This window comes from Psychrobacter sp. C 20.9, assembly GCF_001921765.1.
Classification (GTDB): domain Bacteria; phylum Pseudomonadota; class Gammaproteobacteria; order Pseudomonadales; family Moraxellaceae; genus Psychrobacter; species Psychrobacter piscatorii_B.
The window spans coordinates 57,745-81,269 of sequence record NZ_MRYC01000010.1; the positions used below are offsets into that span (position 1 = coordinate 57,745).

Below are 23,525 nucleotides of genomic sequence, written 5' to 3' on the forward strand. Positions count from 1 at the left end.
TTAAACAACAGATGGTTAACCCGATGTGTGCAACGATTAGGTCAATTATACTTAATCCTGAGTAATTTAGTCAAGATTAAAGTGTGGTTAAATGGTTAATCGAGCTTATCGCTATGATTGATAAAAACAATGGTGTTCGGGATGTATGTATGAGCGGGGAGAGATATCTTATTTTTAACACTTCGATATTGGCTAATTTATGATTTGAACGTAAGTTGTAGCAATATCGAACAAGCTAGAATGTAACAATCTAGAGAAAAAATGAGCGTCCATTACCTTCAATAGGCACTGTACGCTCATTTATATCTGAAATCATAGTTTGGTAAAAATCAATTGATAAAAGCTAAGTTCGATTAAAATCAGCTCATCAACAGTCCGATGACTGAGCCAATCATAACAACCAGCGGCACCATAGTGACAATCATAAAGGTCTTTTGCTTACTCTGTAGCTCTTTAACTGTAGTTTCAAGTTCGCGGTTCTTGATGGTTAATGTGTTGATTTGGGTCTGTTGTTCTTTGATACGCTCTTTATAATGGTCTTTCTTTTCCGCCATTTCAGCATCGGTCGGTTTGGTTTTGGCTTTGCCACCTTTTATCTTTCTAATTAGACCTTGGATTAAGCTGCCGAGACCAAGCTGCATAATGAATTGTTTGACCAGCTGTACTTGAACAGATTCACCGCGCATCTGTAATTTTTCGGTCGTCTCTCTATCGTGAGTGGTGATGGCATTAATCACTTGAATGCTATAAGCATTGATAACGACATCAGGTTCGCTACGACCAACAGGCAACTCGGCATCCAAGAGTACGCCTTTGGTACTAAAGGTGGCAAAAACCTCAACATGAGGCAAATATAAGCGCAACGCTACGACCGTACCTTGCTTGGCAAGTGGATAAGCGGCTTTACGTAGTTCAGGATCCAAACGTAACAATAGTGTCAGCGCCGACTCGATGAACACCAGAATAATATTAAGAAGAGAGTGAGACAACGTAGAACGCTTCATGTAAATAATCCATTTTTTTTATTTAGTAAATCAAAGTTATGTAATAAACTTAAGTTTATTTTTACCCGAAATTTGCAGTGGTATTTTGTTTATAGTAACGCCTTTATAATAAAAAGTAACGCTAGTTTCTGTCAGTGGTAAAATTATTACAGTACAATCTAGCAGTTGATAAAGACATTAAAATTTATGACTGGTAATGCACAGACACCAACTGACAACTGTTTTAAAGAGTAAACAAATAAGTTGATTCATTGTTTGAATGAGGACAGTTTGCCTGTATATAGGTTGCAGATGTTTTGCGTAACATTGGGTGTCAAATAAGTAGTTGATGGCACAAAAAGATGTAAAATCGCTTGCACTCCTTATGCTGCCTTGATATAAAGACGATAACAAAGCGAAACCTGTTAATACGCCAGTCAGGTAGTTTTTATTGCGTAAGTACCACGAGAGCGTTACAATGCTTGGCGTGTGCGTTTATTACCCCCTTAAACTTGAAGGAAATTTTATGAATAAGTCAGAATTAATTGATAGCATCGCAGACAAAAGTGGTCTAAATAAGACTCAAGCTGGTGATGCTTTGAATGCTGTTATGGAAAGTGTTGGCGAAGCTTTAGAAGCTGGCGATAGCATCTCTCTAGTTGGTTTCGGTACTTTTAGCGTAAAAGACCGCAAAGCACGTACTGGCCGTAACCCTAAGACTGGTGAAGAGCTAAGCATCCCTGCAAGCAAAGTACCAAGCTTCAAAGCTGGTAAAAACCTAAAAGAGCGTTTGAACTAAGCCGCTCTATGGTAGATGGTCGCTTTGGCTGATGTCATAAGCTAAGCACCGAAAAAGCACCTAAATATTAGGTGCTTTTTTTGTTGCTATAGTTTATCTCATACAACGTGAATATTTTGAGTATATACGAAAAATCACGTATCATAGGGCGCGCGATAGATGCGTTGTTTATAGATGCGTTGTTTAAATAAGGTATTGTCACTGAACCTTGTTTTCCCTAATAAAATGTACACGTTCTTCCTCTTACCATTGCCGGCTTAAATAGCATTGATATTAGCAGGTCGCACTCGACAGCTCCTAACAGTATTACAATGGTTTTTCATCAATATAGGTTAATAAAGCAGAGATAACTATGGATAAATTGCGCGATTTCTTAAAAAGCTGGCCAGGTCGCATTTTATTGATTTTATGCCTATCGCCACTGGCTCTATTGGGTGTCGAAAGCTATTTTGGCGGCGGGGTTGATCCCAACCAAATCGCTCAGGTGGGTGAGGCAAGCGTAGGGTTGTCCGAGTATCAGACTGCCGTCAATAACCGTCGTAGCGAAATACTAGAGCAAGTTGATGATGCCAGTTTATTGAATGAAGACGTACTGCACGAGCAAGTACTAAAAGGTCTGATTGATCGTACATTACTAGAGCAGCAAGCAGGTAAGCTTGGTATGACAGTCTCTGATGACACGATCAATCGTTTGCTGCGTGAAGAAGAAATATTCAAAGATGCTGATGGAAACTTTTCTAACGATCAGTTTGCAAACTTTTTGCGTCAGCGTGGCATGACCAAAAATCAGTTGTTTGCAGAGTTTCGCAATCAGTTAAGCTTGGATCAATTGAATGCTAGTATCGTTGGTACAGCCGTCTATCCAATGCAGGCAGTTAGCCAATTGATCGACTTGCAACTAGAATCACGCAACGTCTGGGTACATCGTTTTGATTGGCAGGACTATGCTGATCAGGTCAAACTGAGCAAAAATGATATTCAAGCATATTATGATGCCAATAAAGACACGCTAAAAAGCGCGGCAATGGTCAACTTGGCTTATATTCAGCTTAGCCCGCAGACCATCAAAGTCGATGATGTGACAACAGAAGAGTTGCAGCAGCAGTACGAAGCGTATAAGCAAAGTCTGGCTGCTGATGATGAGCGCAGAGTGAGTCAAATCCTGTTAACAGGTGATGATGCTAAGGCAAGAGCAGATAAAGTTAAAGCTCGCTTGGCTAAAGGCGAGTCTTTTGCTGCTGTGGCCAAAGCAGAATCGGATGATCCTTCAGGAGAAACAGGCGGTGACATTGGTCGCTTTAATCCGTCAGTATTTGGTAGTGACGCCGATGCTGTTGAAAAAGCACTAGAAGGCTTGAGCGTTGGAGATGTGACAGCCCCTATCAAGACCAGCTTTGGCTATCAGATATTCACAGTCACCGAAGATAATGGCAAAAAGATTCCAAGTCTCGATAGTATGCGTGCTGAGCTGACGGCTAAGGCAAAAGAGTACAAGCGTCAAGAAATCTACGCGGATAAAGTAACCTCGATTAATGATTTGGCAGCAGATGGCTTTAGTATCGAAGATATTGCGCAGCAAGAGAATGTCACGCTAAAACGTATCAAAGATTATCGTAAAGAAAATAACAAATCAGTATTATCACAACCAGCAGTGATCAAACAGGCCTTTGACGAATTTACGATTCAAGATCAGGCCGTGACGGCAGGTATAGAAGTTGGTAACGGCACGGTATGGGTACAACCAAGCAACTATCGTCCTACGACCACACTGAGCTTATCTAGTGCAACGCCAAGAATCACTCAGATATTGCGTCAGCAAAAAGCCACAGCCTTGGCGCTAAAAGAAGCGAAAGCTGTCGCTGCTGGTATCAAAACGCCAGCTGATATTGCTAAGCAGTCGGTAAGCTTGCAATCTTTGGGTGAGATCAATCGTCAAACAACGTTGCTAACTGATAAAGAGCGTGGATTGGCCTTTAGCAAGCAAGCTGCCAATGATAGCGTAGTCGCGCTCGCTAGTGAGACTGAAGCGGGTGCAACGCTATTGGTTGGTGATCGCATCAAGACTGAGCAGCAGTCACCACTATCTGATATGCAAAGAGCGCAAACGGCCAGCATCATTCGTGACAATTTAGGTCAAGATCAGCTGCAAGACTACTTAGATTATTTACGTATGGTCTATCAAGTTGAGATTAACGAAGCCAACATGGCAAATGCACAAGGGCGCTAAGCGTTCGCTGTATGGTTACTCTTAATTATTAAACGCAAAAAAAGCCACTGTAGCGATGCAGTGGCTTTTTTTATTGGATAATACTTTAACTATAGTAACCGCGAATATTATAAGAGACTGGAAATTAGTTGCAGTAATAAATACAATTGCTGCGACTAATTCCAGTCTTAAACTAATAGATGATTACTTAGTGGCGGAAATGACGCATGCCAGTGAATACCATCGCAATACCGTGCTCATTAGCGGCTGCAATGGTCTCATCATCACGCATAGAACCACCTGGCTGAATGATGGCTGAGATACCCACTTCAGCAGCATTATCGATGCCATCACGGAATGGGAAGAACGCATCTGAGGCCATAACGGCACCTTCAGTGGCCAGCCCAGCATGCTCTGCTTTGATAGCAGCGATACGTGCTGAGTTAACGCGGCTCATTTGACCTGCGCCAACACCGATAGTACGTTGACCTTTCGCATAAACAATGGCATTCGATTTGACATATTTTGCCACATTCCAGCTGAACAACAGATCTGCCACTTGCGCTTCAGTTGGTTGTACGTCAGTGACGACTTTTAGATCGTTTGCCGTAATCAAACCAAGGTCTTGCTCTTGTACGAGTAGGCCGCCATTGACGCGTTTGTAATCAAGCTGACTATCACGCTGATCTGGTGCTGGTAGTTCACCACATACTAATACGCGTACGTTTTTCTTAGTAGCAGTCGCTTCAAGTACACCGTCTTCAATGCTGGGTGCAATGATGACTTCTACAAATTGATTATCGATAATGGCTTTTGCAGCAGCAAGCGTCAGTGGACGGTTGAAGGCGATAATGCCGCCAAAAGATGACTCAGGATCGGTGCTAAAAGCAGTGCGATAAGCAGCTACTTGGTCATTATCTACCGCGACACCGCAAGGATTGGCATGCTTAACGATAACGCAAGCTGGTGCAGTAAAGGCTTTAACACACTCAAGGGCTGCGTCAGTATCAGCGATATTATTGTATGATAGCGCCTTACCTTGCAGTTGCTTAGCCGTTGCAATAGAAGCTTGCTGGCTTTTTAAAGGATGATTTTCAGTGTAGAAAGCAGCGTTTTGATGTGGGTTTTCGCCATAGCGCAGATCTTGCGCTTTTTCTAGTTGTACATTAAATGTGCGTGGGAAGTTTTCTGGTTCCTGCGTCTCATTGACACGGCTGCCTAAGAAGTTGGCAATCATACCATCGTACTGCGCAGTATGCTCAAAGGCTTTCACTGCTAAATCATAGCGTAGAGCCGTTGTCAATTCAGTGCCACCATTTAAAGCAGTCAGTACGCGATCATAATCAGCAGGATCGGTCACGATGCCTACATGGGCATGATTTTTTGCTGCTGATCGTACCATGGTAGGGCCACCAATATCGATATTTTCGATAGCATCGTTCATCGTCACGTCAGCACGTGCAATCGTTTCAGCAAATGGATATAAATTCACAACAACCAAGTCAATACGCTCGATTGCGTGCTCATTCATGACAGCATCGTCTGTACCACGACGTCCCAAGATACCGCCATGAATTTTAGGATGCAGGGTCTTAACACGGCCATCCATCATCTCAGGAAAGCCCGTATAGTCAGACACTTCCGTCACAGCGACATTATTTTCTGTAAGTAATCGATAGGTACCGCCAGTAGAGAGTAAGCCAAAACCTGCTTTAATAAGGCCTTGAGCAAACTCAACGATATTGGATTTATCAGAGACCGAGAGTAGGGCAAGTGGGGTTGTACTCATAAAAAATCTTCCATAAAAAAAGCCTGACGTAAACGTCTGGCAAGGTGATGATGGCAACAACGGTAGACTATATCGCGATAGATAAAGCCATGCACATTGAATTGCCATGCATGATGATTAGTAATAATGGGTGAGCACATATAGCAGTGCTACATTAAGTCGTAAGTTTTGAGTTTTTTGCGTAAAGTGCCACGATTGAGGCCTAAGATTTGTGCACACTTGGTCTGATTGCCTCGAGTTTTCTCTAGAACCACTGACAATAGAGGCTCTTCGACTTGCTTTAAGATAAGCTCGTACAAGTCGGTAGGCATCTCATCACCTAGCATAGCAAAATACTGGCGAACGACGCGTTCAACATGTACACGCAAAGGCTGCTGTGCGCTACTCGCAGCACTCTCTAATGGGAACTCAACATCGTGAGCGACATGGCGATGATCTTCTTTATTATAGTCGGCAGGATGCTCAGAGCTCTTAGCAAAATGATGGGCATGATGCTGTGCATGAGGTGCCATAAGATAATATCCTTGAAATGAAAAAAGAGTCAAACCATAAGATGTCAGAATAATAGTATATCAAATTAATATCGTCTAGCGCTGACAGATTGACGGCTATCTTAACGGCAGCGACATGTCAGGCTTATTCTATTGCTAAAAATAGCATTCAATAAAGTGGTGTCATCGTAATTTCGCGAATTTGTGCATTATCAACGGGTATGGTAAATAGTAGTTGTCTGTTATTACTAGCAGCTAGGTGGCTTGGCTTACCCAATAAATAGTCGTTAGGCCCTGCTATAAACTCTCCAATGAGGTTATCTGTCCCATAAACACTGACTTTTATATTTGGATAGAGCTGTGCTTTTGTGCTTTGATTGTTCAATATCGAGCTGATATCGCTAAATGCACCTGTTGTTTTAATTTGACTTGATCGATGACTTGGATTGGTAATAGTCAAAGCTGTCAGATCAGCGCTTGGCAAGCTACATGCCGCAATAGAGCATACCGTTTGGAGGCGCTGCGCATTGGCAGGGTTTTTGACTAACGTCTCTAGGTTAAACATAACATACTGCGCGGCAAGTAATAGTGCTAATACTAAGCATCCAAGTATCCAGAGAATAGAAGCAATTGAATGTGTTGTGGCTGTTGGCGCAAACTGTGCTTGTGCCTTGTTTGCACGTTCTGTAACAGAATTTTCTTCGTCCCTAAGAGGCACACCCATATCTATCAGTAGTTGTGATAAATCTGTACTATCTACTGATTTGGCTTCGCGTTTATTCTGTTCCTCAAGAAGTGCTTCTAGCCATGAGTCGTCAGCTGTGTCGTTGATGCTCGCATGAATGTCATTGGCAGCAGTTGAGCTCAGTACTTCTTGAGCCATTGATGAATGTTCTGTTGTAGTATGCTCGGTAGGGGATGCTACAAATTGCTCTTGGCTTTTATTATTGGTTTTAGAAAATGTGTTTGTCGAGTTGTCAGTTGCCGTCGCAGAATTGGTATCGCTCACTTGCGTCAACCAAGCATCCATGCTGTCTAGTGAGTCGTATTCTACAATGCTGTCTTCTGGCTCATCGATATCCATATCATCATAGATTAAGTCATCATGAATCAATATATCAGCTGAACGTTTTTTATGGAGTGAGGACTTTGCAGTATTTGATATATTAGATGCTTGATTACGACTATTGGTGGAGCTTTCAGGTCGATTACTCAGCTTGGATTGCGCATTTTGATGTGCTGTAGCAGTATGTTGAGTGGAGGAGCTGTTGGGGGTATCAGGGGTTACGATAAGGTGTTGATTGACCGAAAAACTTTCTTGGCACTGAGTACAGTTAATAGTAGCATTGGCTTTATTTAGTTGATTCTGTTGCACTTTAAAGCAAGCTTGGCAATGAGGGCACTGGGTTTTCATTGGGGTGGTCATAGGGTCGAATCCAAAAAAGTATGGTTATCTATACCGCTTAGCCACTCACCAACAGCTACCATGCTTTTTGAAATTCTATAAATCATGAGCAACGACAGAGTGGCGCCAAACCTGTGACGTTTGACTGCCCTCTATCGTAACAGATGTAATTAAATGTTGCTAGCTAGTAAATGTACCAGATAAACGCTGCCAATGCTGGTCCTCTTGCGCGGTAAAGGCATGCTTTGGATCGAGTGCAAAATAGGGTTGATAAGCTTCCATGACTTGTTCAGTCTGTGACTCGATTAAACCTGCCAATACGATGCGACCTTTCGATGCAATCAATGTCGAAAAGTAAGGTGCTAAGCCAATTAAGGGTTTGGCCAAAATATTGGCGACAATCACTTCTACAGGCAAAACATCATGCTGTGCGCAGTAATCTGTGAACTCTTCGGGCAAGAACGCTTGCAGACGGTCACCGACATGATTACGCACTGCATTTTGATTGGTTGCGAGTACAGCTTGTGGATCGATATCGACTGCATACACTTGGCGTGCACCTAATAATAGAGCGGCGATACCCAAAATACCTGAGCCGCAGCCATAGTCGATGACCACTTTATCTGTCAGGTCTTGCTCTGTTAACCAGTCAAGACAAAGACGAGTCGTGGCATGATAGCCAGTACCGAAAGCTAAGCCTGGATCCATAATGATATTGGTTGCCTCTGGATTGGGCGGTGTGAGCCAGTCTGGCACAATCCACAAGTCATTAGCGCATTCGATAGGATGGTAGTTACTCATCCATTCGCGCTCCCAATCCTTGTCATCAACAGCCGTTAGCCAGATACGAGTAGCCTGTACTTGTGCGGCAATTTCATGACTAAGCTGCTCAACAGCCTGACGGCTACCATCATCAGTAGTGGCATCAAATAGCCCTGTCAGTATGACTTCATCCCATAGCGGTGACTCACCGGGAAGTGGTTCAAACAAAGGCTGATCACCTGCATCATCTAAGGCAATAGATAGTGCGCCAGCTTCTAATAAAAGCGCTTCAGCCAAATCGACGTTTGATTTTTCACATTGTAAATGCAGTTGTTGCCATGCCATAACGATAACCCTAAGCTAAAAAAATAAATGTATGTTTTGGATAAATGATAACTGTAGTGGGCGGTTATTAGCGTAAAGCTCGTCTTGCTTCACTAACGACGCGTGAGTTACCTTGAGCTTGCCCTGATTGTAAAATGATTTGCCACAGCGCTCGTCTACGACTGGCATTTTGAGAAACACTAAGGCCACGACGTGCCATCGCTTCTGCCTTACGAGGTTGGTTCTTTTTCAATGCCACTTGCGCCAGATAAAAATATACGGCAGACGACTTGGGGGCCAAGCGCTGTGCACGGGTAAAGCTGTTTTCAGCATTCGTTAATTGTCCTGATTTCAGTTGATTAACGCCTACCTGCATCAAGTTACGAAATGCAGGCAAGTTACTGTTATTGCTTGCTGATTGTTGAGAGCGTTGCTGTGAGTTTTTTCTTGCCTGCTCTAGTAGATCATTGTGTGACGGTACGGCCGGCTCAGAGATGATATAGGCATTGCGCGATGGTATGGCAATACCCAGATTAGGCTCTGTCACCACTGGAGTAGGCGGCTCAAATACAGGCGTTTCTTGTGTCAATGGGTTCGGCGACTCGAGCTTTTCGGGTGGAGTATAAGGCTCAATAGGGTATTCGTTCTCATCATCTGCTTCAACGATGGGTGCCTGAGTCACAGTGGTGGTCGATGTCACTGGTGGCTGTGATGATGGGGTTGTTTGAATAGGTGTTGTTTTCATCGCAGCTGAGCTATCTGGCGCAGTCTGGCATGCGCTGAGGCTTAGCATACTACAAACGATGCCGACTATAGCTAGAGCATTCACTGGCGCAAATTTTTTCTGCCACCAAGACATTGTTTGTGTCACAGAGGCAGACTGCTGTAGAAATGAGACCATATTGAGACCTTTTTTAAATATCAGACGCTACATATTAAAAACAATATTAAAACCATTCAATAGCACGGTCATACCACGTATCAGCGCGGTTTTGACCTTCATTATTTTGTCCATTACTGCCCTCTGAATCACCAGCATCAACCGCTTCACCATTTGGGATATCTAGACCTTCGCGACGACGTTGCTCATTGATTGCACTCTGCTGATTTTGGAATTGAGATTGCTCGCGAGCACGATCTTGTTGATACAAGCTAAGCGCGCAGCTACTGGCTTCCTCTGGTAAATGTGCTGACATGACAGGTAAGTAGCGAGCATTGGCACAACGTTCATTAGACAGCTTGCCTGAGTTGTTTTCGAGCCACAACCATTCGATACCTTCTGGCTCTGGTAGCGCTACTGGAGTGAGTTTGAGGCGTTTCATATAATCGACCCAAACCGGTAGCGCACCAGTACCACCACTCAAGCCAATGGGCTTGTTGTCATCACGACCAACCCAAACGACACTGACATAGTTACCACTGTAGCCTGCAAACCAAGCATCACGGTAATCATTGGTAGTGCCCGTTTTGCCGGCGAGATTCAGATTGCTGCCAAGTGATTGAGCTCGTCTGGCGCTACCATTTGACACCACCTGCTGTAATGCAAAGTTCGTCAAAAAGTTGGTCTCAGGTGGAATACTACGCTGAGTATTGAGTCCGGTACGTTGTAAAATACGACCGCGATCATCAATAACCGTGCGAATACTATGAATAGGCGTGCGGAAACCGCCAGTCGCAAAGACTTGGTAAATACCTAACATGTCCATCGGGCTCAAATTGACAGACCCTAATAACGCTGATGGATATGGCGGTATTTCTTCTTTAACGCCCATGCGTTTTAGTTGTTTGGCAAAGGTATCAATCCCAAATTCCATACCCAAGCGTACCGCCGCTTGGTTATAAGATTGCGACAGTCCTGTGGTCAGTGGTACATAGCCATGATCACGGTTGTCGTAATTCTTAGGACTCCAATCGGTACCATCATTCAGATTGACTGTGATAGGTGAGTCATCCACCGAGCTTGCTAAGTTATAACGACCACTCTCAAGCGCGGTCATATAAATGATTGGCTTCAATAAAGAGCCGACTTGACGCTTGGCATCGACGGCGCGGTTAAAGCCTGTGAACTCACTGCCACTACCGACGACAGACACCAATTCGCCAGTTTCAGGATTGGCACTGACGAGCGCGCCTTGTAAGTCTTTGGTTTTGCTACCGCTACGGCGCAGCTCGCCCAGTTTTCTATCAACCGCCTTATCTGCTGCCAACTGAGCAATAGGGTCTAGGGTACTAATGATGATTAGACCTTCATTTTTGAGATCATCAGAGTAATAGACATCATTGAGCTCACGTTTGACGATGTCCAAAAAGTCAGGGAACTGGCTCTTGCCCTCAGCAGGCTTGTCCACGATACCGAGCGGCTGTTTTAAGGCTTTGTCATAGTCCTCTTGACTTAGCGTGCCCATTGCGAGCATGTTACCAAGCACCACGTCACGACGAGCTTTCGAATCATTTGGATTACGACGTGGGTTGTAAATACTTGGGCCTTTTGCCATACCAACTAGCATGGCTTGCTGATCTATACGCAGCTCGTTAAGTGGTTTATCAAAATAGAACTGTGAGGCCAAACCAAAACCATTGATAGAGCGATTGCCGTTTTGACCCAGATAAATTTCGTTCAAATAAGTCTGTAAAATTTCATCTTTACTATAATGCAGCTCAAGCAGTACCGCCATCAACGCCTCATTGGCTTTGCGTTTGAGGGTGCGATCAGAGTTGAGGTAAAAGTTTTTGATCAGCTGCTGGGTGATGGTCGAGCCACCTTGTCTAGCACCACCAGTAAAGTTATTGATTACGGCACGGGCGATACCGCGTATCGAGACGCCTTTATGCTCATAAAACGCGCGATCCTCGGTGGCAATCAATGCATCAATCAGTGGCTGAGGCACGTCATCTAAAGAGACAACCATTCGATCTTCGTTACTGTCTGGATAGATACCACCGATACTCACTGGCTCTAGACGAATGATGCCACTTTTGGCAGGTAAGGTGCTTTGAATAGAGTCAACTTTATTGCCAGCAAGGGTCATTTTAATGACTTGCTCAGCATCTATATCGCTTGAGCTATAGGTAAAGCCGCGCGTATGGATAAAATAAGTATTACCCGATCTATGATAAGTGCCAGTACGATCATAAGACTTGTTGCTTTGATAATTAAGCAACTCTAGCCACGTTTTCATCGTATCTCTATCGATATTGGCACCCTGATATAGCTCAAGTGGCTGTGAGTACACTTTAGCTGGAATGTCCCAGCGCTTGCCTTCAAACTTATGGGTAATGGTGCGATCAAGCTTGACCAAATACAGTGCAAATAGCACCATGCCAGCGATGATGGTAATTAAGAGAAGACTACTAAATACCAAGCCGCGCTGCTGTGAAGGTAAGGCATTCATAGCAGGCTTAGATGATGGTGATAGCTTGGTATTTGGTAACTTAAAATTGGATTTTTGCACGGATGTCGCACCATTTTTGGATAAAAAACTGCCTCATAATGACGCAAATTGACAAATTTTTCAATCTATCATCGTTAGCGAGGGCATTCATTGGTATTAGACCATAAGCAATGGTACTGCCTAGGGTGATTGCTTGTAGTATAATCTCTACTAAAATACTGATACTCATAGTCAAGTATCAGCATCTTTCAATTGGGTTAATAAACGCCATGTAAGATAACAATCTATGATAAGTACCATGATGTATTTTGTATGAATCCGCCGTTGCTAGTTATTTGCTATTAGCCATTTGTTATCAATATTGTGCTACTAACAATAGTGATATTCATGTGATGAAAAGTGGCTCTGTTGCACGACGTACAGTACAGTCAATCAGAGCAAGTTTGCCTTAAATGAATGCATTTTGAGCAAGCCTGTCAAAGGAAGTAAGCGCGACTATGTCTAGTATCCCATCATCAGTATCATCTGCTACCAATCATCCTTATAAAGACAACTCCATCACTGATGGCTTGGTGCTACCCCTTGCTGATCACTGCTTCCATTGCGGTGATCCAGTGCCTCAGCCGCCGTTTCATACTGAGATTCTAGGCAAGTCGCGTGAGATGTGTTGTATGGGCTGTCAGTTAGCAGCTCAGAGCATCGTAGAGGCTGGTCTTGAGCAATATTATCTTGACCGTTCGGAGATTAACCGTACAGCAAGCTTACCGACCCAGCTGACGCGTCTTGAGGTATATGATCATGACGAGATAAAGTCGCAGTTCGTATATGCGCAAGATGGGCTGTCGGTGGCGGAGCTGTCTGTTAATAATTTGCGCTGTGCGGCCTGTACATGGTTGATTGAGTCGCGTCTCGATGAGCTAGAAGGCATTAGTAAGTGTCAGGTGAATTTGACCAACCAGCGTATGCGGGTCATTTGGAATGAAGATAAGTTACCGATTAGCCGCATTTTAGCGGTCATCAATGAGATTGGCTATGATGCCAAGCCTTATCGGCAAGATACCCATGAAGCCATGCTGGCGCGTCATAACAACCAAATGCTATTGCGTCTTGGTATCGCGGCACTCGGTTCAATGCAGGCAATGATGTATGCCGTTGCGCTTTATTTTGGTGAATATAGCGACATGTTGATATTTCAGCGTGACTTTTTGCGTTGGGTGTCTTTATTTGTTAGTACGCCTGTTTTCTTTTATGCCGGTATTCCTTTCTTTACCTCCGCATGGTCAGCGATTCGTGCGCGCCAGGTCAATATGGATGTGCCTGTTAGCCTTGCTTTGATTATCACCTTCTTTGCCAGTTTATACGCCACTATTACTGGGCAAGGGGAGACATACTATGACTCTGTCAGCATGTTTATTTTCTTTTTGCTGGCAGGACGCTATATCGAGCATAATGCCCGTCTAAAAGCTGCGACCATGGCCAATGATCTGGTCGTAGTAGAGCCAGTATTGGTACAAAAAATGGCTGAAGACAAATCAGCAGCAGAGCGTATTTTGCAGCAGATCAGAGACAATGCGTCTCAACAAAGTGACCCCATCGAAAATGAGGTGAAAAAGGCATCAGATGCGACGACAGAAATGATGCCTAACTTTATGAAGGGTGTTGATGCCAATGTTCATCAGCTCACATCGGGTATTGCTCAAGATTGGCAGCAGTCACGTAACCAACAGAATGTGACAGCACAGTTAGAAGGTGATGTAGTATCAAAGCAGATGGTGACGGCTCATAGCTTGCAAGTGGGTGACATTATTTTGGTTGAAGCGGGTTCTGAGATTATCAGTGACGGTATTTTGTTAAGTCCTACTGCAACAGTCTCGCAAAGCCTACTGACAGGCGAAGGTGATTTAATCATTAAGTCCCAAGGCGATTATATTGTTGGCGGTGCGCAAAACGATAGCCAGCCGTTTGAGATGTTGGTGACGGCATTACCAAAAGACAGTCAAATAGGGCTGATTGATAGACTGATGAACCGCGCCATGAGCGAAAAGCCTAAACTTGCACAGCAAGCAGATAAACTGGCACGTTGGTTTGTGGCGCGTATCTTAGTGCTATCAGTTTTAGTGTTTGTTGGCTGGTATATCGTTGACCCAAGCCAAGCTATTTGGGCAACGGTGGCCGTATTGGTTGCCACTTGTCCTTGCGCCTTGTCATTGGCGACGCCAATTGCCTTGACTGTTTCAACCAATCGTCTGGCAAGCTATGGTTTTTTGACGACGCGTGGGCATACGCTGCAAACATTGGCTGAAATTACACATGTTGCTTTTGATAAAACAGGTACGCTTACTTATGGGAAGCCAAATTTATTAAATATTGAGATAATCGAGCCAGTAAACCAGACTGATTCTGATAACTCAGCATCAACAGCACAAAAAGATAAACTATTGGCAATCGCAGCTGCCCTAGAAGTAGGGAGTCGTCATCCGATTGCACACGCGCTGCTTACCGCTGCCTATCAGTTACATCTGCCACCGACGAGGGCCATGCAGCATTATCCCGCAGGCGGGGTAGAAGCCATGATTGATGGCATGGTATATCGCATTGGTCATGTGAATTTTGCGTTAGATAAAACCAGTGGCAGTGCCAATGAGGTCAATACGAACAATGATTTGAACATTGACTTGGTCGCTCAGCGTGCCAGCTCAGTGGTTGTTTTATCGAGCCAGAAACCTGATACAAATGACTGGCAAGCGCTGGCGTGCTTTTATTTTAATGATAAGGTACGTGATAGTACCCAATCGATGCTCGATACGCTCAAAGGTCTATGTATTGAGTCTGTGATGTTGACGGGGGACCCAAGCCCGCAAGCGCTCGTGATGGCTGAGAATTTAGGGATACAGTCAGCTTATAATGGTCTATCACCGACTGATAAAGTCAATCATATTCAGCAGTTGCAATCTAAAGGCGCTGTCGTACTGATGGTGGGTGATGGCATCAATGATGCACCAGTGTTAGCAGCGGCTGATGTGTCCACCTCGATTGCTGGTGCAGCAGATCTGGCACAAGTATCTAGCGACAGTATTATTTTGAATGGACAGATCGAAGCCATCACTGCTGCCAAACGTATCTCTGATAAAACCGAACGTATTATCAAGCAAAACTTCCGCTGGGCTTTGGCTTATAATAGTATCGTGCTGATACCAGCGGCTTTAGGGTATGTACCACCTTGGCTTGCTGCCATCGGCATGTCACTTAGCTCATTGTTTGTGGTGTTAAACGCGCTACGCCTAAAGCGGGCTTAGTTGAACTACAGCTCTCAAAGTTTGCTCATAAAAAAACCGCCTGCAACTATCAATAGCTCAGGCGGTTTTTTATACAGATTTACTATCGAATTATTTGATTAGTCTTGTAGATAGCTGAGCAGACGCATAAATTCGATATACATCCAAACTAGCGTGGCAAGAATACCAATACTAAATAACCATTCGTAGTCTTCTGAGATACCCATAGCAACACCGCGATCGATATTGTCAAAATCTAATAATAGCGTAAAAGAAGCGATAACAATCACAAACAAGCTAAAGCCGATAGCGATAGCACCACCTTCAAACAAAAACGGCAAAGTTGAGCTAAATACTAAAGACAGTACCCACTGTGCTACATAAACTAGCATGATAGCGATAACGGCTGAGGTCACGATAGAGCGGAACTTTTCAGTGACCTTAACCAAACCTGAGCGATACAGCCCTAGCATGACCGCTGCTGTGACGAAGGTCGCACACATTGCAGTGACCGGTACTGTTGGATACATTCTCATAAAAAATAATGAGATACCGCCCAAAAAGATACCTTCTAGCAATGCGTAAGGCACCGCCAACGTCTTTGCTTTTTGTGGCTTAAAGGTGATAACAAGTGCGAGAACAAACGCAGCAATCATGCTACCAAAGGCCGCCATCGTAATAAAACCTTGCGATAAACCTGCCATAAGCGCATAAAAGAAAAAGCCCACACCAGTAATCGCTGATAACCCAAGTAACAGGCTGGTCTTTTGAATAACGCCTTTGACCGTCATTGGATTACCGCCGATCGCAAGTTCTGCGCGACTGACAATAGGATTGGCCATACATAAGTCCTTAATAATAAAATATAAAAATAGAGATGCTGCTACTTTAGCAAAACCGCCATTATTGTCAACTGTGTTTGCGTGACAGCCATTACAGCTTGAGCTACCAAGGCTGATTGGTCAGTAGTCAGTGCATATTGCAACCAAAAATAGATAGATGGTAGAAAAACCAATAATCTAAGCAAACGAGCAAGTCCCAATAAGGCATTTGATAGCTTTTATATGGGGTCTGTTACGACAGTTAACAACGATAATTCATAAACATGCTAGTCTAAGCGCGCATTTATCGCTATTATTGCCCTGTACTTCACCGTTATACCGAGTCGTTTTATGGAAAACTCAGCGCAGTCAGCAAGATTGCCACACTTACATGAGTCAGAGCTGTTCCACGCTATCAAAAATCCTGCTTTTAGGCGTATTGGCTTGATGGGCCGTGCTGGTAAACGCAGTGTCACGCGAAGTCTGGTACAGATTGCCCAAACCATCAACGACATGAATTTGACGTTGATCATGGATGTACAAACGGCCAACTTACCAACGCTTAACCTCACAGAAGTAGAAAGAGTCAAAATCGTTAAACGTGGCTTGATTGGTGAGATTTGCGATTTGGTCATCGTTGTTGGTGGTGATGGGTCGATATTGCATGCTGCCGAAGCACTGGCACGCTACCGTGTCCCAGTATTAGGGGTTAACCGTGGTCGTCTCGGGTTTTTGGCAGATGTCAAACCTGACGAAGCAGCATTTAAGCTACGCCAAGTATTGATGGGCGATTATCAGCTGGATCATCGGTTTTTATTGACGATGGAGATACGAGAAGGGCGCAAAATCATTCATGAAGACATGGCGCTAAACGACATCGTACTGCACGCTGGTAAATCGGTACATATGATCGATTTTCAGATGAAGATTGACGGACATGATGTTTATAGACAGCATAGTGATGGCTTGATAGCAGCGACACCGACTGGATCGACTGCCTATGCCTTGTCCGGTGGTGGCCCCATCATTCATCCGAGTATGGATGCGATTTGTCTGGTGCCTATGCATCCACATACGTTGTCTAGTCGCCCGATTGTTGTCAGTGGTAATAGTGAGGTCTGTATTCGTATTCACGAAGACAATCGCACGCAGCCGATGGTCAGCGCAGATGGCAAACCAAGCGTACCGCTTGAGCAAGAACAGCGCTTATATATTCGTAAGCATCCTGATAAGCTCACTTTACTGCATCCGCCTGGATTTGACTTTTATGAAGCCTGTCGTACCAAGCTGCACTGGAACGTACATGCCGAAGAATTCAGTCTGGATGTCGATGATGATATTATAGATGATGAATGAGCGTATCTATTAGAGCATGTTTTCAAATCGTCCAATAGCCATCAAAAAATATGATGAAAAAATAGTAGTGGAGAGTAGACAAGATGGATAAACAAACAATACTAGCCAGTCTAACACCGGAAGTGGTTGATAAATTCCGCATGGCGATTGAGTTAGGTAAGTGGCCTGATGGTCGCAAAATTACCGCTGAGCAGCGAGAAACTTGCATGCAAGCAGTGATGGTATGGGAGCACGAGCACCTACCACCTGCTGAGCGTACGGGTTATATCCATAAGCCAGTAAAAGAGGACGGTTCTATCGTGGGCGCTGAGTGTGACGTCGAGCACGAGCATCATTATCCTAATATGCCGAACCCGAAAGGGGCGGTACAACCTGTGAAGTTTCGTAATAAATAGGACTATAAACAGTCAATAAAAAAGCCACGCTCATTAGCGTGGCTTTTTTTACTTTATTAATTATTCAATCACGACACATATTTAAATTGCAGTTGTGTCGACACTAGGACGAACCGTTAGCGGATTTTTTTGCATTAAAAATCCTTGCCAGCCCCAATGCAAAAAGTTGCGAATATTAGCATGGTCAGTACCGTTAGGCGTTGCTTGCACTTTGGCATAATGTTCGCCGAATAGTTTTAGCGTATCCAGTTGATTCAAACCGTGATGCTTTGCGAACCCAAAAATCTTTGCACTACCTTCATTTTCGCCAGCTACATTATGTACCATACCGTTGACAAATGGGGCAGGAGAATAGCGATAAAAATCATCGATAAAGCTGATGACATCATTGAATCCAATGGCTTTTTTATTCAAACCATTAAGTAGAGCCGATACATCTGATTGGCGGATACTCATAAATAAATGACCTCAGAGCAGTTTAAAAAATAAAAAATATAATGCTTATGTATGCTCATTAGTCGTTGAGCATTAAGTATTATAGATTAGCGATTGAAGTAGTCTTCGTCATCGAACGACGGCGAAAAATTGCCTTGCTCAAGATGTTGCATTTGCGACTGTACAGAGCGCTCATGCTGGATACGTTGATAAATCTCTTCGCGATGTACGGCAATATCTTTAGGTGCATTTACACCGATACGTACTTGATTGCCCTTGACGCCCAATACCGTCACACTGACTTCATCGCCGATCATTAGCGTTTCGCCCACACGGCGTGTCAAAATTAACATGCGTCACACTCCTTATGTCGCATCAACAGATTATTACTCATCAGATTACTTCTCAATTGCAGAACATCACCGCAGCACTCAGTAAGTAATATATCAATAATTACCATACTCGACATTGTGCAAACCACGGCAATGTTAGGTAGATTCATTTAGCCCAAATGAAAGCCCCATTATAGGTGGCATAACAGATACTGTCACGGTTTTTCACAAAACTATTAGGTAAATGCTCATTTCAACTATGCTAAAAAATAAAATAGGATCTAAAAAGATCCTATTTTATTTAAGTACTGTTTTTATTTGGAGGCTATTTGTTTAAACGAAACGCTATTTATTTACATACGATGCAAAGTTGTCAATAGCGGTTAATAGATAACCATCAATGCTAAAGCTGTATTTTAACAGTTTTTTGGCATTATAGCCCAGCAATTTTGCTCTCGCCGTCTTCACGGTCAAGACCAAAGGCAGTATGCAATGATTTGACCGCTTTTTCTAAGTGTTGGTCTTGAATCAAAACAGACACTTTGATCTCGCTGGTCGATATCATTTGGATATTGATATTGTTCTCAGCCAATGTTTGGAACATGAGGCTGGCAACTCCTGCGTGTGAGCGCATACCAACACCAACTAGTGAGACTTTGACCACTTCGCTGTTGCCTGATATTTCTTTGGCACCAATCTCGTCTTTGACTTCTTCATTAAGCACTTTTAGCGTCTTGTCCAAGTCAGTACGATTGACGGTGAAAGTAAAGTCAGTGGTACCATTATCCGAGAGGTTTTGGACAATCATATCGATTTCGATATTGGCGCGGCCAATTGGGCTTAAGATAGCAGAGGCGATACCAGGATGATCGGGTACACCGCGCACTAAGATTTTTGCTTCGTCTCGGTTGAATGCGATACCTGAGATGATTGCCTGTTCCATATTGTCTCCTTCGTCTATCGTAATTAGGGTGCCCACGTTGTTTTGAAACTCTTGGTCAAAGCTACCGTCAGTGTTTTCATCAAAGCTAGATAGGACGCGTAGGGGTACGCCGTATTTGCCAGCGAATTCTACTGAGCGAATCTGTAGGATTTTGGAGCCAAGACTTGCCATCTCAAGCATTTCTTCAAAGGTAATTTTTTCAAGCTTTTTGGCTTTTGAGGTGACGCGAGGGTCAGTGGTATAAACGCCATCAACGTCAGTATAAATTTGACATTCATCAGCACCCAAAGCCGCCGCAATCGCAACGCCTGTCGTATCAGAGCCGCCGCGTCCCAATGTGGTGGCATTGCCTTCTTCATCAATACCTTGAAAGCCTGCCACAATGACGATATTGCCGGCATCTAGCTGCTCGCGTATGTTTTTATCATCGATGCTTTCGATACGGGCTTTATTATGGGCGTTATCGGTTTTGATCGCGACTTGACGACCAGTCATTGAACGCGCACCAATACCAAGCTCTTTAATCGCCATCGCGAGTAGTGAGATAGAAACCTGCTCACCGGTTGAGACCATCTGATCGTATTCACGTGGGTCAGGGTTGTTACTGATTTGGCGTGCTAGATCAATCAAACGGTTGGTTTCGCCGCTCATGGCTGAGACCACGACCACGACTTGATGACCATTGTCATGCCAGCGTTTGACGCGTTTGGCGACGTTTTTGATGCGGTCGATACTGCCCATCGAGGTGCCGCCGTATTTCTGTACTATTAACGCCATAAAAATCTACCTATTATTCATTAATGACCTTTTATTCTCATGGATCAGTCTCAATGCGACACGTGTCCATGCGTGTATAGATAAAGCCAGATTGTAAGAGTTATGCCCTATATGTGTCATTCGTTTATTGGTACTGCATCAACTGTCATGAATGAGCAATATTGTCAAACGTTGACCTTTATACCATATCTACCGCATAACTTTAAGTATCAGTACCGCTTAGATGTATGGCGATTGGTTATAGTTGCTATAACCAATCACGTATTTTATACCCAGTAAACCAGAGTAAGGCGCTGAGTTACTGGGCTTTTTATGATTAGCTAAGCTGGGTTTCAATCCAAGCAGGTAGGGCATTGATGACCGCAGTACTGTTATCAGACTTTGGTGCGCCGCCCTGTGCGTAATCAGGTTTACCGCCACCTTTTCCGCCAAGCTCACTGGCTAAATGACGAATGATATCACCCGCTTTGATTTTAGCAGTAACAGATTTTGCGACACTCGCGGCTAGTGCTAATTGGTCATCTTTATCACCAATTAATACAATCACACTATCAGGCAGTTTTGATTTGATATCATCCATCAGCGTGCGGATGGATTTACCATCGATACCGCGTAAGGTGCTGATAAGCAGAGGCGTTCCTGCAATCGTTTGTACGTCATCGAGTAGGTTGGCAGCTTGGGCACTGGCGATTTTTTGTTGCAAACGCTCTAGTTGTTTTTCAAGCTCGCGTTGCTTATCTGCCATGGTACGCACACGCTGGGCAACTTCAGGACGTTTGACCTTTAGCTGGCTTGCCAACTCGCTTAGTTGCTGCTCGCTTTGCTGAATGTTTTTGACCGCGTTCATGCCCGTGACGGCTTCAATACGGCGGATGCCAGCAGCGATACCTGACTCGCTGGTGATTTTTAGCATACCGATATCACCAGTACGCTTTACATGTAAACCGCCGCAAAGCTCGATAGAGAAAGGCTTACGCTGACCATCAACGACACTGTCTGTACCCATGGTGAGTACGCGAACGTCAGTGCCGTACTTTTCGCCAAATAATGCCATCGCGCCTTGATTCATGGCTTCATCAATCGACATGTGTTCAATACGAGCAGGAGTGTTGGCTTGGATTTGCTCATTGACGAGACGCTCTACTCGCATGATTTCAGCAGCACTGACAGGCTTATCATAAGCAAAGTCAAAACGCAGTACGTCGCTTGAGACTAATGAGCCTTTCTGCGTGACTTCATCACCCAAGACTTCTCTTAGTGCTGCATGTAATAGGTGAGTGGCAGAGTGGTTTTTGGCACTGGCTGCACGAATGCTTGAAAGCACGTGGGCATCCGCCGTTTGCTTGGGTTTGATATCACCCATGGTCACCACACCATAATGAATGATGGCTTGACCAGATTTTTTGGTATCTTGTACTTCAAAGACACCTGATTCGGTACGGATTTCACCAAGCTCACCCACTTGACCACCGCCTTCGGCGTAAAATGGCGTACGATCAAGTACCACCACGCCTTCTGTGCCTTCCGTTAGGCTATCAGTTGAGTTGCCATCTTGATAAAGCGCATCGATGGTCACGCCGTCTTCTTCAAGCTGCTCATAACCAACAAAGACGGTTGGCGTCTCGACTTGGATGACGCTACTGTAATCGACATCGAACTTACCTGCATCACGAGCACGTTCGCGCTGTGCTTGCATGTGCTCATCGAACTCCGCTTCATCAATGACAATACCGCGCTCACGCGTGATATCTGCTGTCAAATCGATCGGGAAGCCATAAGTATCATACAGTTTAAAGGCGGCTTCGCCAGATAGCGTATCGCCATCTTTTAGACCTTCAAGCTCGCTGGCAAGCAAACGCAGACCTTGTGCCAATGTTTTGGCAAACTGCGCTTCTTCTTTTTGAATCGCATTTTCGATCACGTTTTGTTTTTCTACTAGCTCTGGATAAGCACTGCCCATTTCAGCCACGAGTGGCTCAACCATTTTATAGAAAAACTCACTATCAGCGCCAAGCTTGTTGCCATGACGTACCGCACGGCGAATGATACGGCGCAATACATAGCCACGACCTTCGTTGCTCGGTGTGACGCCATCAGCAATCAAAAAGGCCACAGCACGGATATGATCGGCAATGACTTTTAGTGATGACTGCTGTTCATTGTCAATCTCTAAGATCTCAGCTGCCGCATCCATCAAATGGGTAAACAGATCGATCTCATAGTTACCATGGACGCCTTGCATGATAGCGCTAATACGCTCAAGCCCCATGCCAGTATCGACACTGGGCGCAGGTAGCGGCAATAGCGTGCCGTCTTTTTGGCGATTGAACTGCATAAAGACGCAGTTCCAAATCTCGATGTAGCGATCACCATCTTCTTCTGGCGTACCGGGCAAGCCGCCTTCGATCTCAGCGCCATGGTCATAAAACACTTCGGTGCAAGGGCCACAAGGACCGGTGTCGCCCATGGTCCAAAAATTGTCTGAGGCGTACGGTGCCCCTTTGTTATCACCGATACGAATGATGCGCTCACTTGGCAGACCAATGGTTTTGTGCCAAATATCAAAGGCTTCGTCATCAGTCTCATAAATGGTGACATACAGACGATCTTTATCAATCGCGAGCCACTGATCTGAGGTCAAAAACTCCCAGATATACTCGATACCTGCTTGCTTGAAGTAATCGCCAAACGAGAAGTTGCCAAGCATCTCAAAAAACGTATGATGGCGGGCAGTGTAGCCAACATTGTCCAAGTCATTGTGCTTACCACCAGCACGGACACACTTCTGCGAGGTCACAGCACGTGTATAGTCGCGCGGCTCCATGCCCAAAAAGGTTTCTTTAAACTGATTCATACCGGCATTGGTAAATAACAATGTCGGATCATTATGCGGAATCAAGCTAGACGATGAAACTTGGGTGTGCTGCTTGCTTATAAAAAAATCGATAAAGGCTTGGCGAATATCGGCTGAGCGAAATGGCTGGCTCACAGCGGCTCCTTACTGACGGATAGAATTGAGTAAATGACATAAAATAATTTT

Annotated in this window: 16 protein-coding genes and 1 pseudogene; 5 read left to right on the forward strand and 12 right to left on the reverse strand. The window is 44.3% G+C overall.

The features are described 5' to 3' along the window. Nucleotides 1–359 precede the first annotated feature (359 nt). Nucleotides 360–1,004 carry a hypothetical protein gene (locus BTW00_RS08265; protein ID WP_075107007.1) on the reverse strand — a complete coding sequence of 215 codons (645 nt, stop codon included), beginning with the start codon at nt 1,002–1,004 and terminating at the stop codon, nt 360–362. A 457-nt stretch (nt 1,005–1,461) separates the two neighbouring features. Here BTW00_RS08265 and BTW00_RS08270 point away from each other — a divergent pair, with 457 nt between their 5' ends. Together BTW00_RS08270 and BTW00_RS08275 are read left to right on the forward strand one after the other, a co-directional pair. Beyond that, the gene (locus tag BTW00_RS08270) at nt 1,462–1,782 is read left to right on the forward strand and encodes an HU family DNA-binding protein (protein WP_256714039.1); all 321 of its coding nucleotides are present in this window, start codon (nt 1,462–1,464) and stop codon (nt 1,780–1,782) included. A gap of 352 nt (nt 1,783–2,134) precedes the next feature. Next, on the forward strand, nt 2,135–4,009 hold the full coding sequence (locus tag BTW00_RS08275; protein WP_075107008.1) for a SurA N-terminal domain-containing protein: 1,875 nt from the start codon (nt 2,135–2,137) through the stop codon (nt 4,007–4,009). Between the two features lie 187 nt (nt 4,010–4,196). Here the strand turns inward: BTW00_RS08275 and purH are convergent, their stop codons facing one another. The 6 genes from purH to mrcB all read right to left on the reverse strand — a co-directional run bounded on the left by purH (nt 4,197) and on the right by mrcB (nt 12,211). Then, a complete protein-coding gene (purH, locus tag BTW00_RS08280; RefSeq protein ID WP_075107009.1) occupies nt 4,197–5,777 on the reverse strand; it encodes a bifunctional phosphoribosylaminoimidazolecarboxamide formyltransferase/IMP cyclohydrolase in 1,581 nt (526 codons plus the stop codon). 149 nt (nt 5,778–5,926) lie between these two features. Beyond that, a complete protein-coding gene (gene fis, locus BTW00_RS08285; RefSeq protein ID WP_075107010.1) occupies nt 5,927–6,289 on the reverse strand; it encodes a DNA-binding transcriptional regulator Fis in 363 nt (120 codons plus the stop codon). A gap of 148 nt (nt 6,290–6,437) precedes the next feature. Continuing rightward, complete coding sequence (locus tag BTW00_RS08290) at nt 6,438–7,694, reverse strand: DUF3426 domain-containing protein (protein WP_075107011.1); 1,257 nt, start codon at nt 7,692–7,694, stop codon at nt 6,438–6,440. Nucleotides 7,695–7,853: 159 nt separating this feature from the next. Further along, entirely contained in the window at nt 7,854–8,780 is a 927-nt protein-coding gene (gene prmA, locus BTW00_RS08295; RefSeq protein WP_075107012.1) for a 50S ribosomal protein L11 methyltransferase, read from the reverse strand. A gap of 67 nt (nt 8,781–8,847) precedes the next feature. Then, nucleotides 8,848–9,660, reverse strand: coding sequence for a M48 family metallopeptidase (locus BTW00_RS08300; RefSeq protein ID WP_075107013.1), 813 nt, complete (start codon nt 9,658–9,660; stop codon nt 8,848–8,850). A 46-nt stretch (nt 9,661–9,706) separates the two neighbouring features. After that, a complete protein-coding gene (gene mrcB / locus BTW00_RS08305; RefSeq protein WP_075107014.1) occupies nt 9,707–12,211 on the reverse strand; it encodes a penicillin-binding protein 1B in 2,505 nt (834 codons plus the stop codon). Nucleotides 12,212–12,648: 437 nt separating this feature from the next. Between mrcB and BTW00_RS08315 the strand changes: the two genes are divergently transcribed. Then, the gene (locus tag BTW00_RS08315; RefSeq protein WP_075107016.1) at nt 12,649–15,447 is read left to right on the forward strand and encodes a heavy metal translocating P-type ATPase; all 2,799 of its coding nucleotides are present in this window, start codon (nt 12,649–12,651) and stop codon (nt 15,445–15,447) included. A gap of 98 nt (nt 15,448–15,545) precedes the next feature. Here BTW00_RS08315 and BTW00_RS08320 read toward each other — a convergent pair whose 3' ends face one another. Continuing rightward, a complete protein-coding gene (locus BTW00_RS08320) occupies nt 15,546–16,268 on the reverse strand; it encodes a Bax inhibitor-1/YccA family protein (protein ID WP_075107017.1) in 723 nt (240 codons plus the stop codon). Nucleotides 16,269–16,598: 330 nt separating this feature from the next. On the opposite strand from BTW00_RS08320, the gene BTW00_RS08325 reads away from it, so the two are divergent. Further along, complete coding sequence (locus tag BTW00_RS08325; protein ID WP_075107018.1) at nt 16,599–17,603, forward strand: NAD(+) kinase; 1,005 nt, start codon at nt 16,599–16,601, stop codon at nt 17,601–17,603. A gap of 83 nt (nt 17,604–17,686) precedes the next feature. Then, nucleotides 17,687–17,998: a YeaC family protein gene (locus BTW00_RS08330; RefSeq protein ID WP_058024169.1), complete on the forward strand. Its 312-nt coding sequence runs from the start codon at nt 17,687–17,689 to the stop codon at nt 17,996–17,998. Nucleotides 17,999–18,079: 81 nt separating this feature from the next. Here the strand turns inward: BTW00_RS08330 and BTW00_RS08335 are convergent, their stop codons facing one another. The 4 genes and pseudogenes from BTW00_RS08335 to alaS form a co-directional block, all read right to left on the reverse strand. Then, the gene (locus BTW00_RS08335) at nt 18,080–18,454 is read right to left on the reverse strand and encodes a HopJ type III effector protein (protein WP_075107019.1); all 375 of its coding nucleotides are present in this window, start codon (nt 18,452–18,454) and stop codon (nt 18,080–18,082) included. A 164-nt stretch (nt 18,455–18,618) separates the two neighbouring features. Continuing rightward, nucleotides 18,619–18,786: pseudogene (csrA, locus tag BTW00_RS08340) on the reverse strand (carbon storage regulator CsrA); the annotation flags it as partial. A 412-nt stretch (nt 18,787–19,198) separates the two neighbouring features. After that, on the reverse strand, nt 19,199–20,485 hold the full coding sequence (locus BTW00_RS08345; RefSeq protein WP_058024167.1) for an aspartate kinase: 1,287 nt from the start codon (nt 20,483–20,485) through the stop codon (nt 19,199–19,201). Nucleotides 20,486–20,801: 316 nt separating this feature from the next. Then, a complete protein-coding gene (alaS, locus tag BTW00_RS08350; RefSeq protein ID WP_075107020.1) occupies nt 20,802–23,474 on the reverse strand; it encodes an alanine--tRNA ligase in 2,673 nt (890 codons plus the stop codon). Between the last annotated feature and the right edge of the window lie 51 nt (nt 23,475–23,525).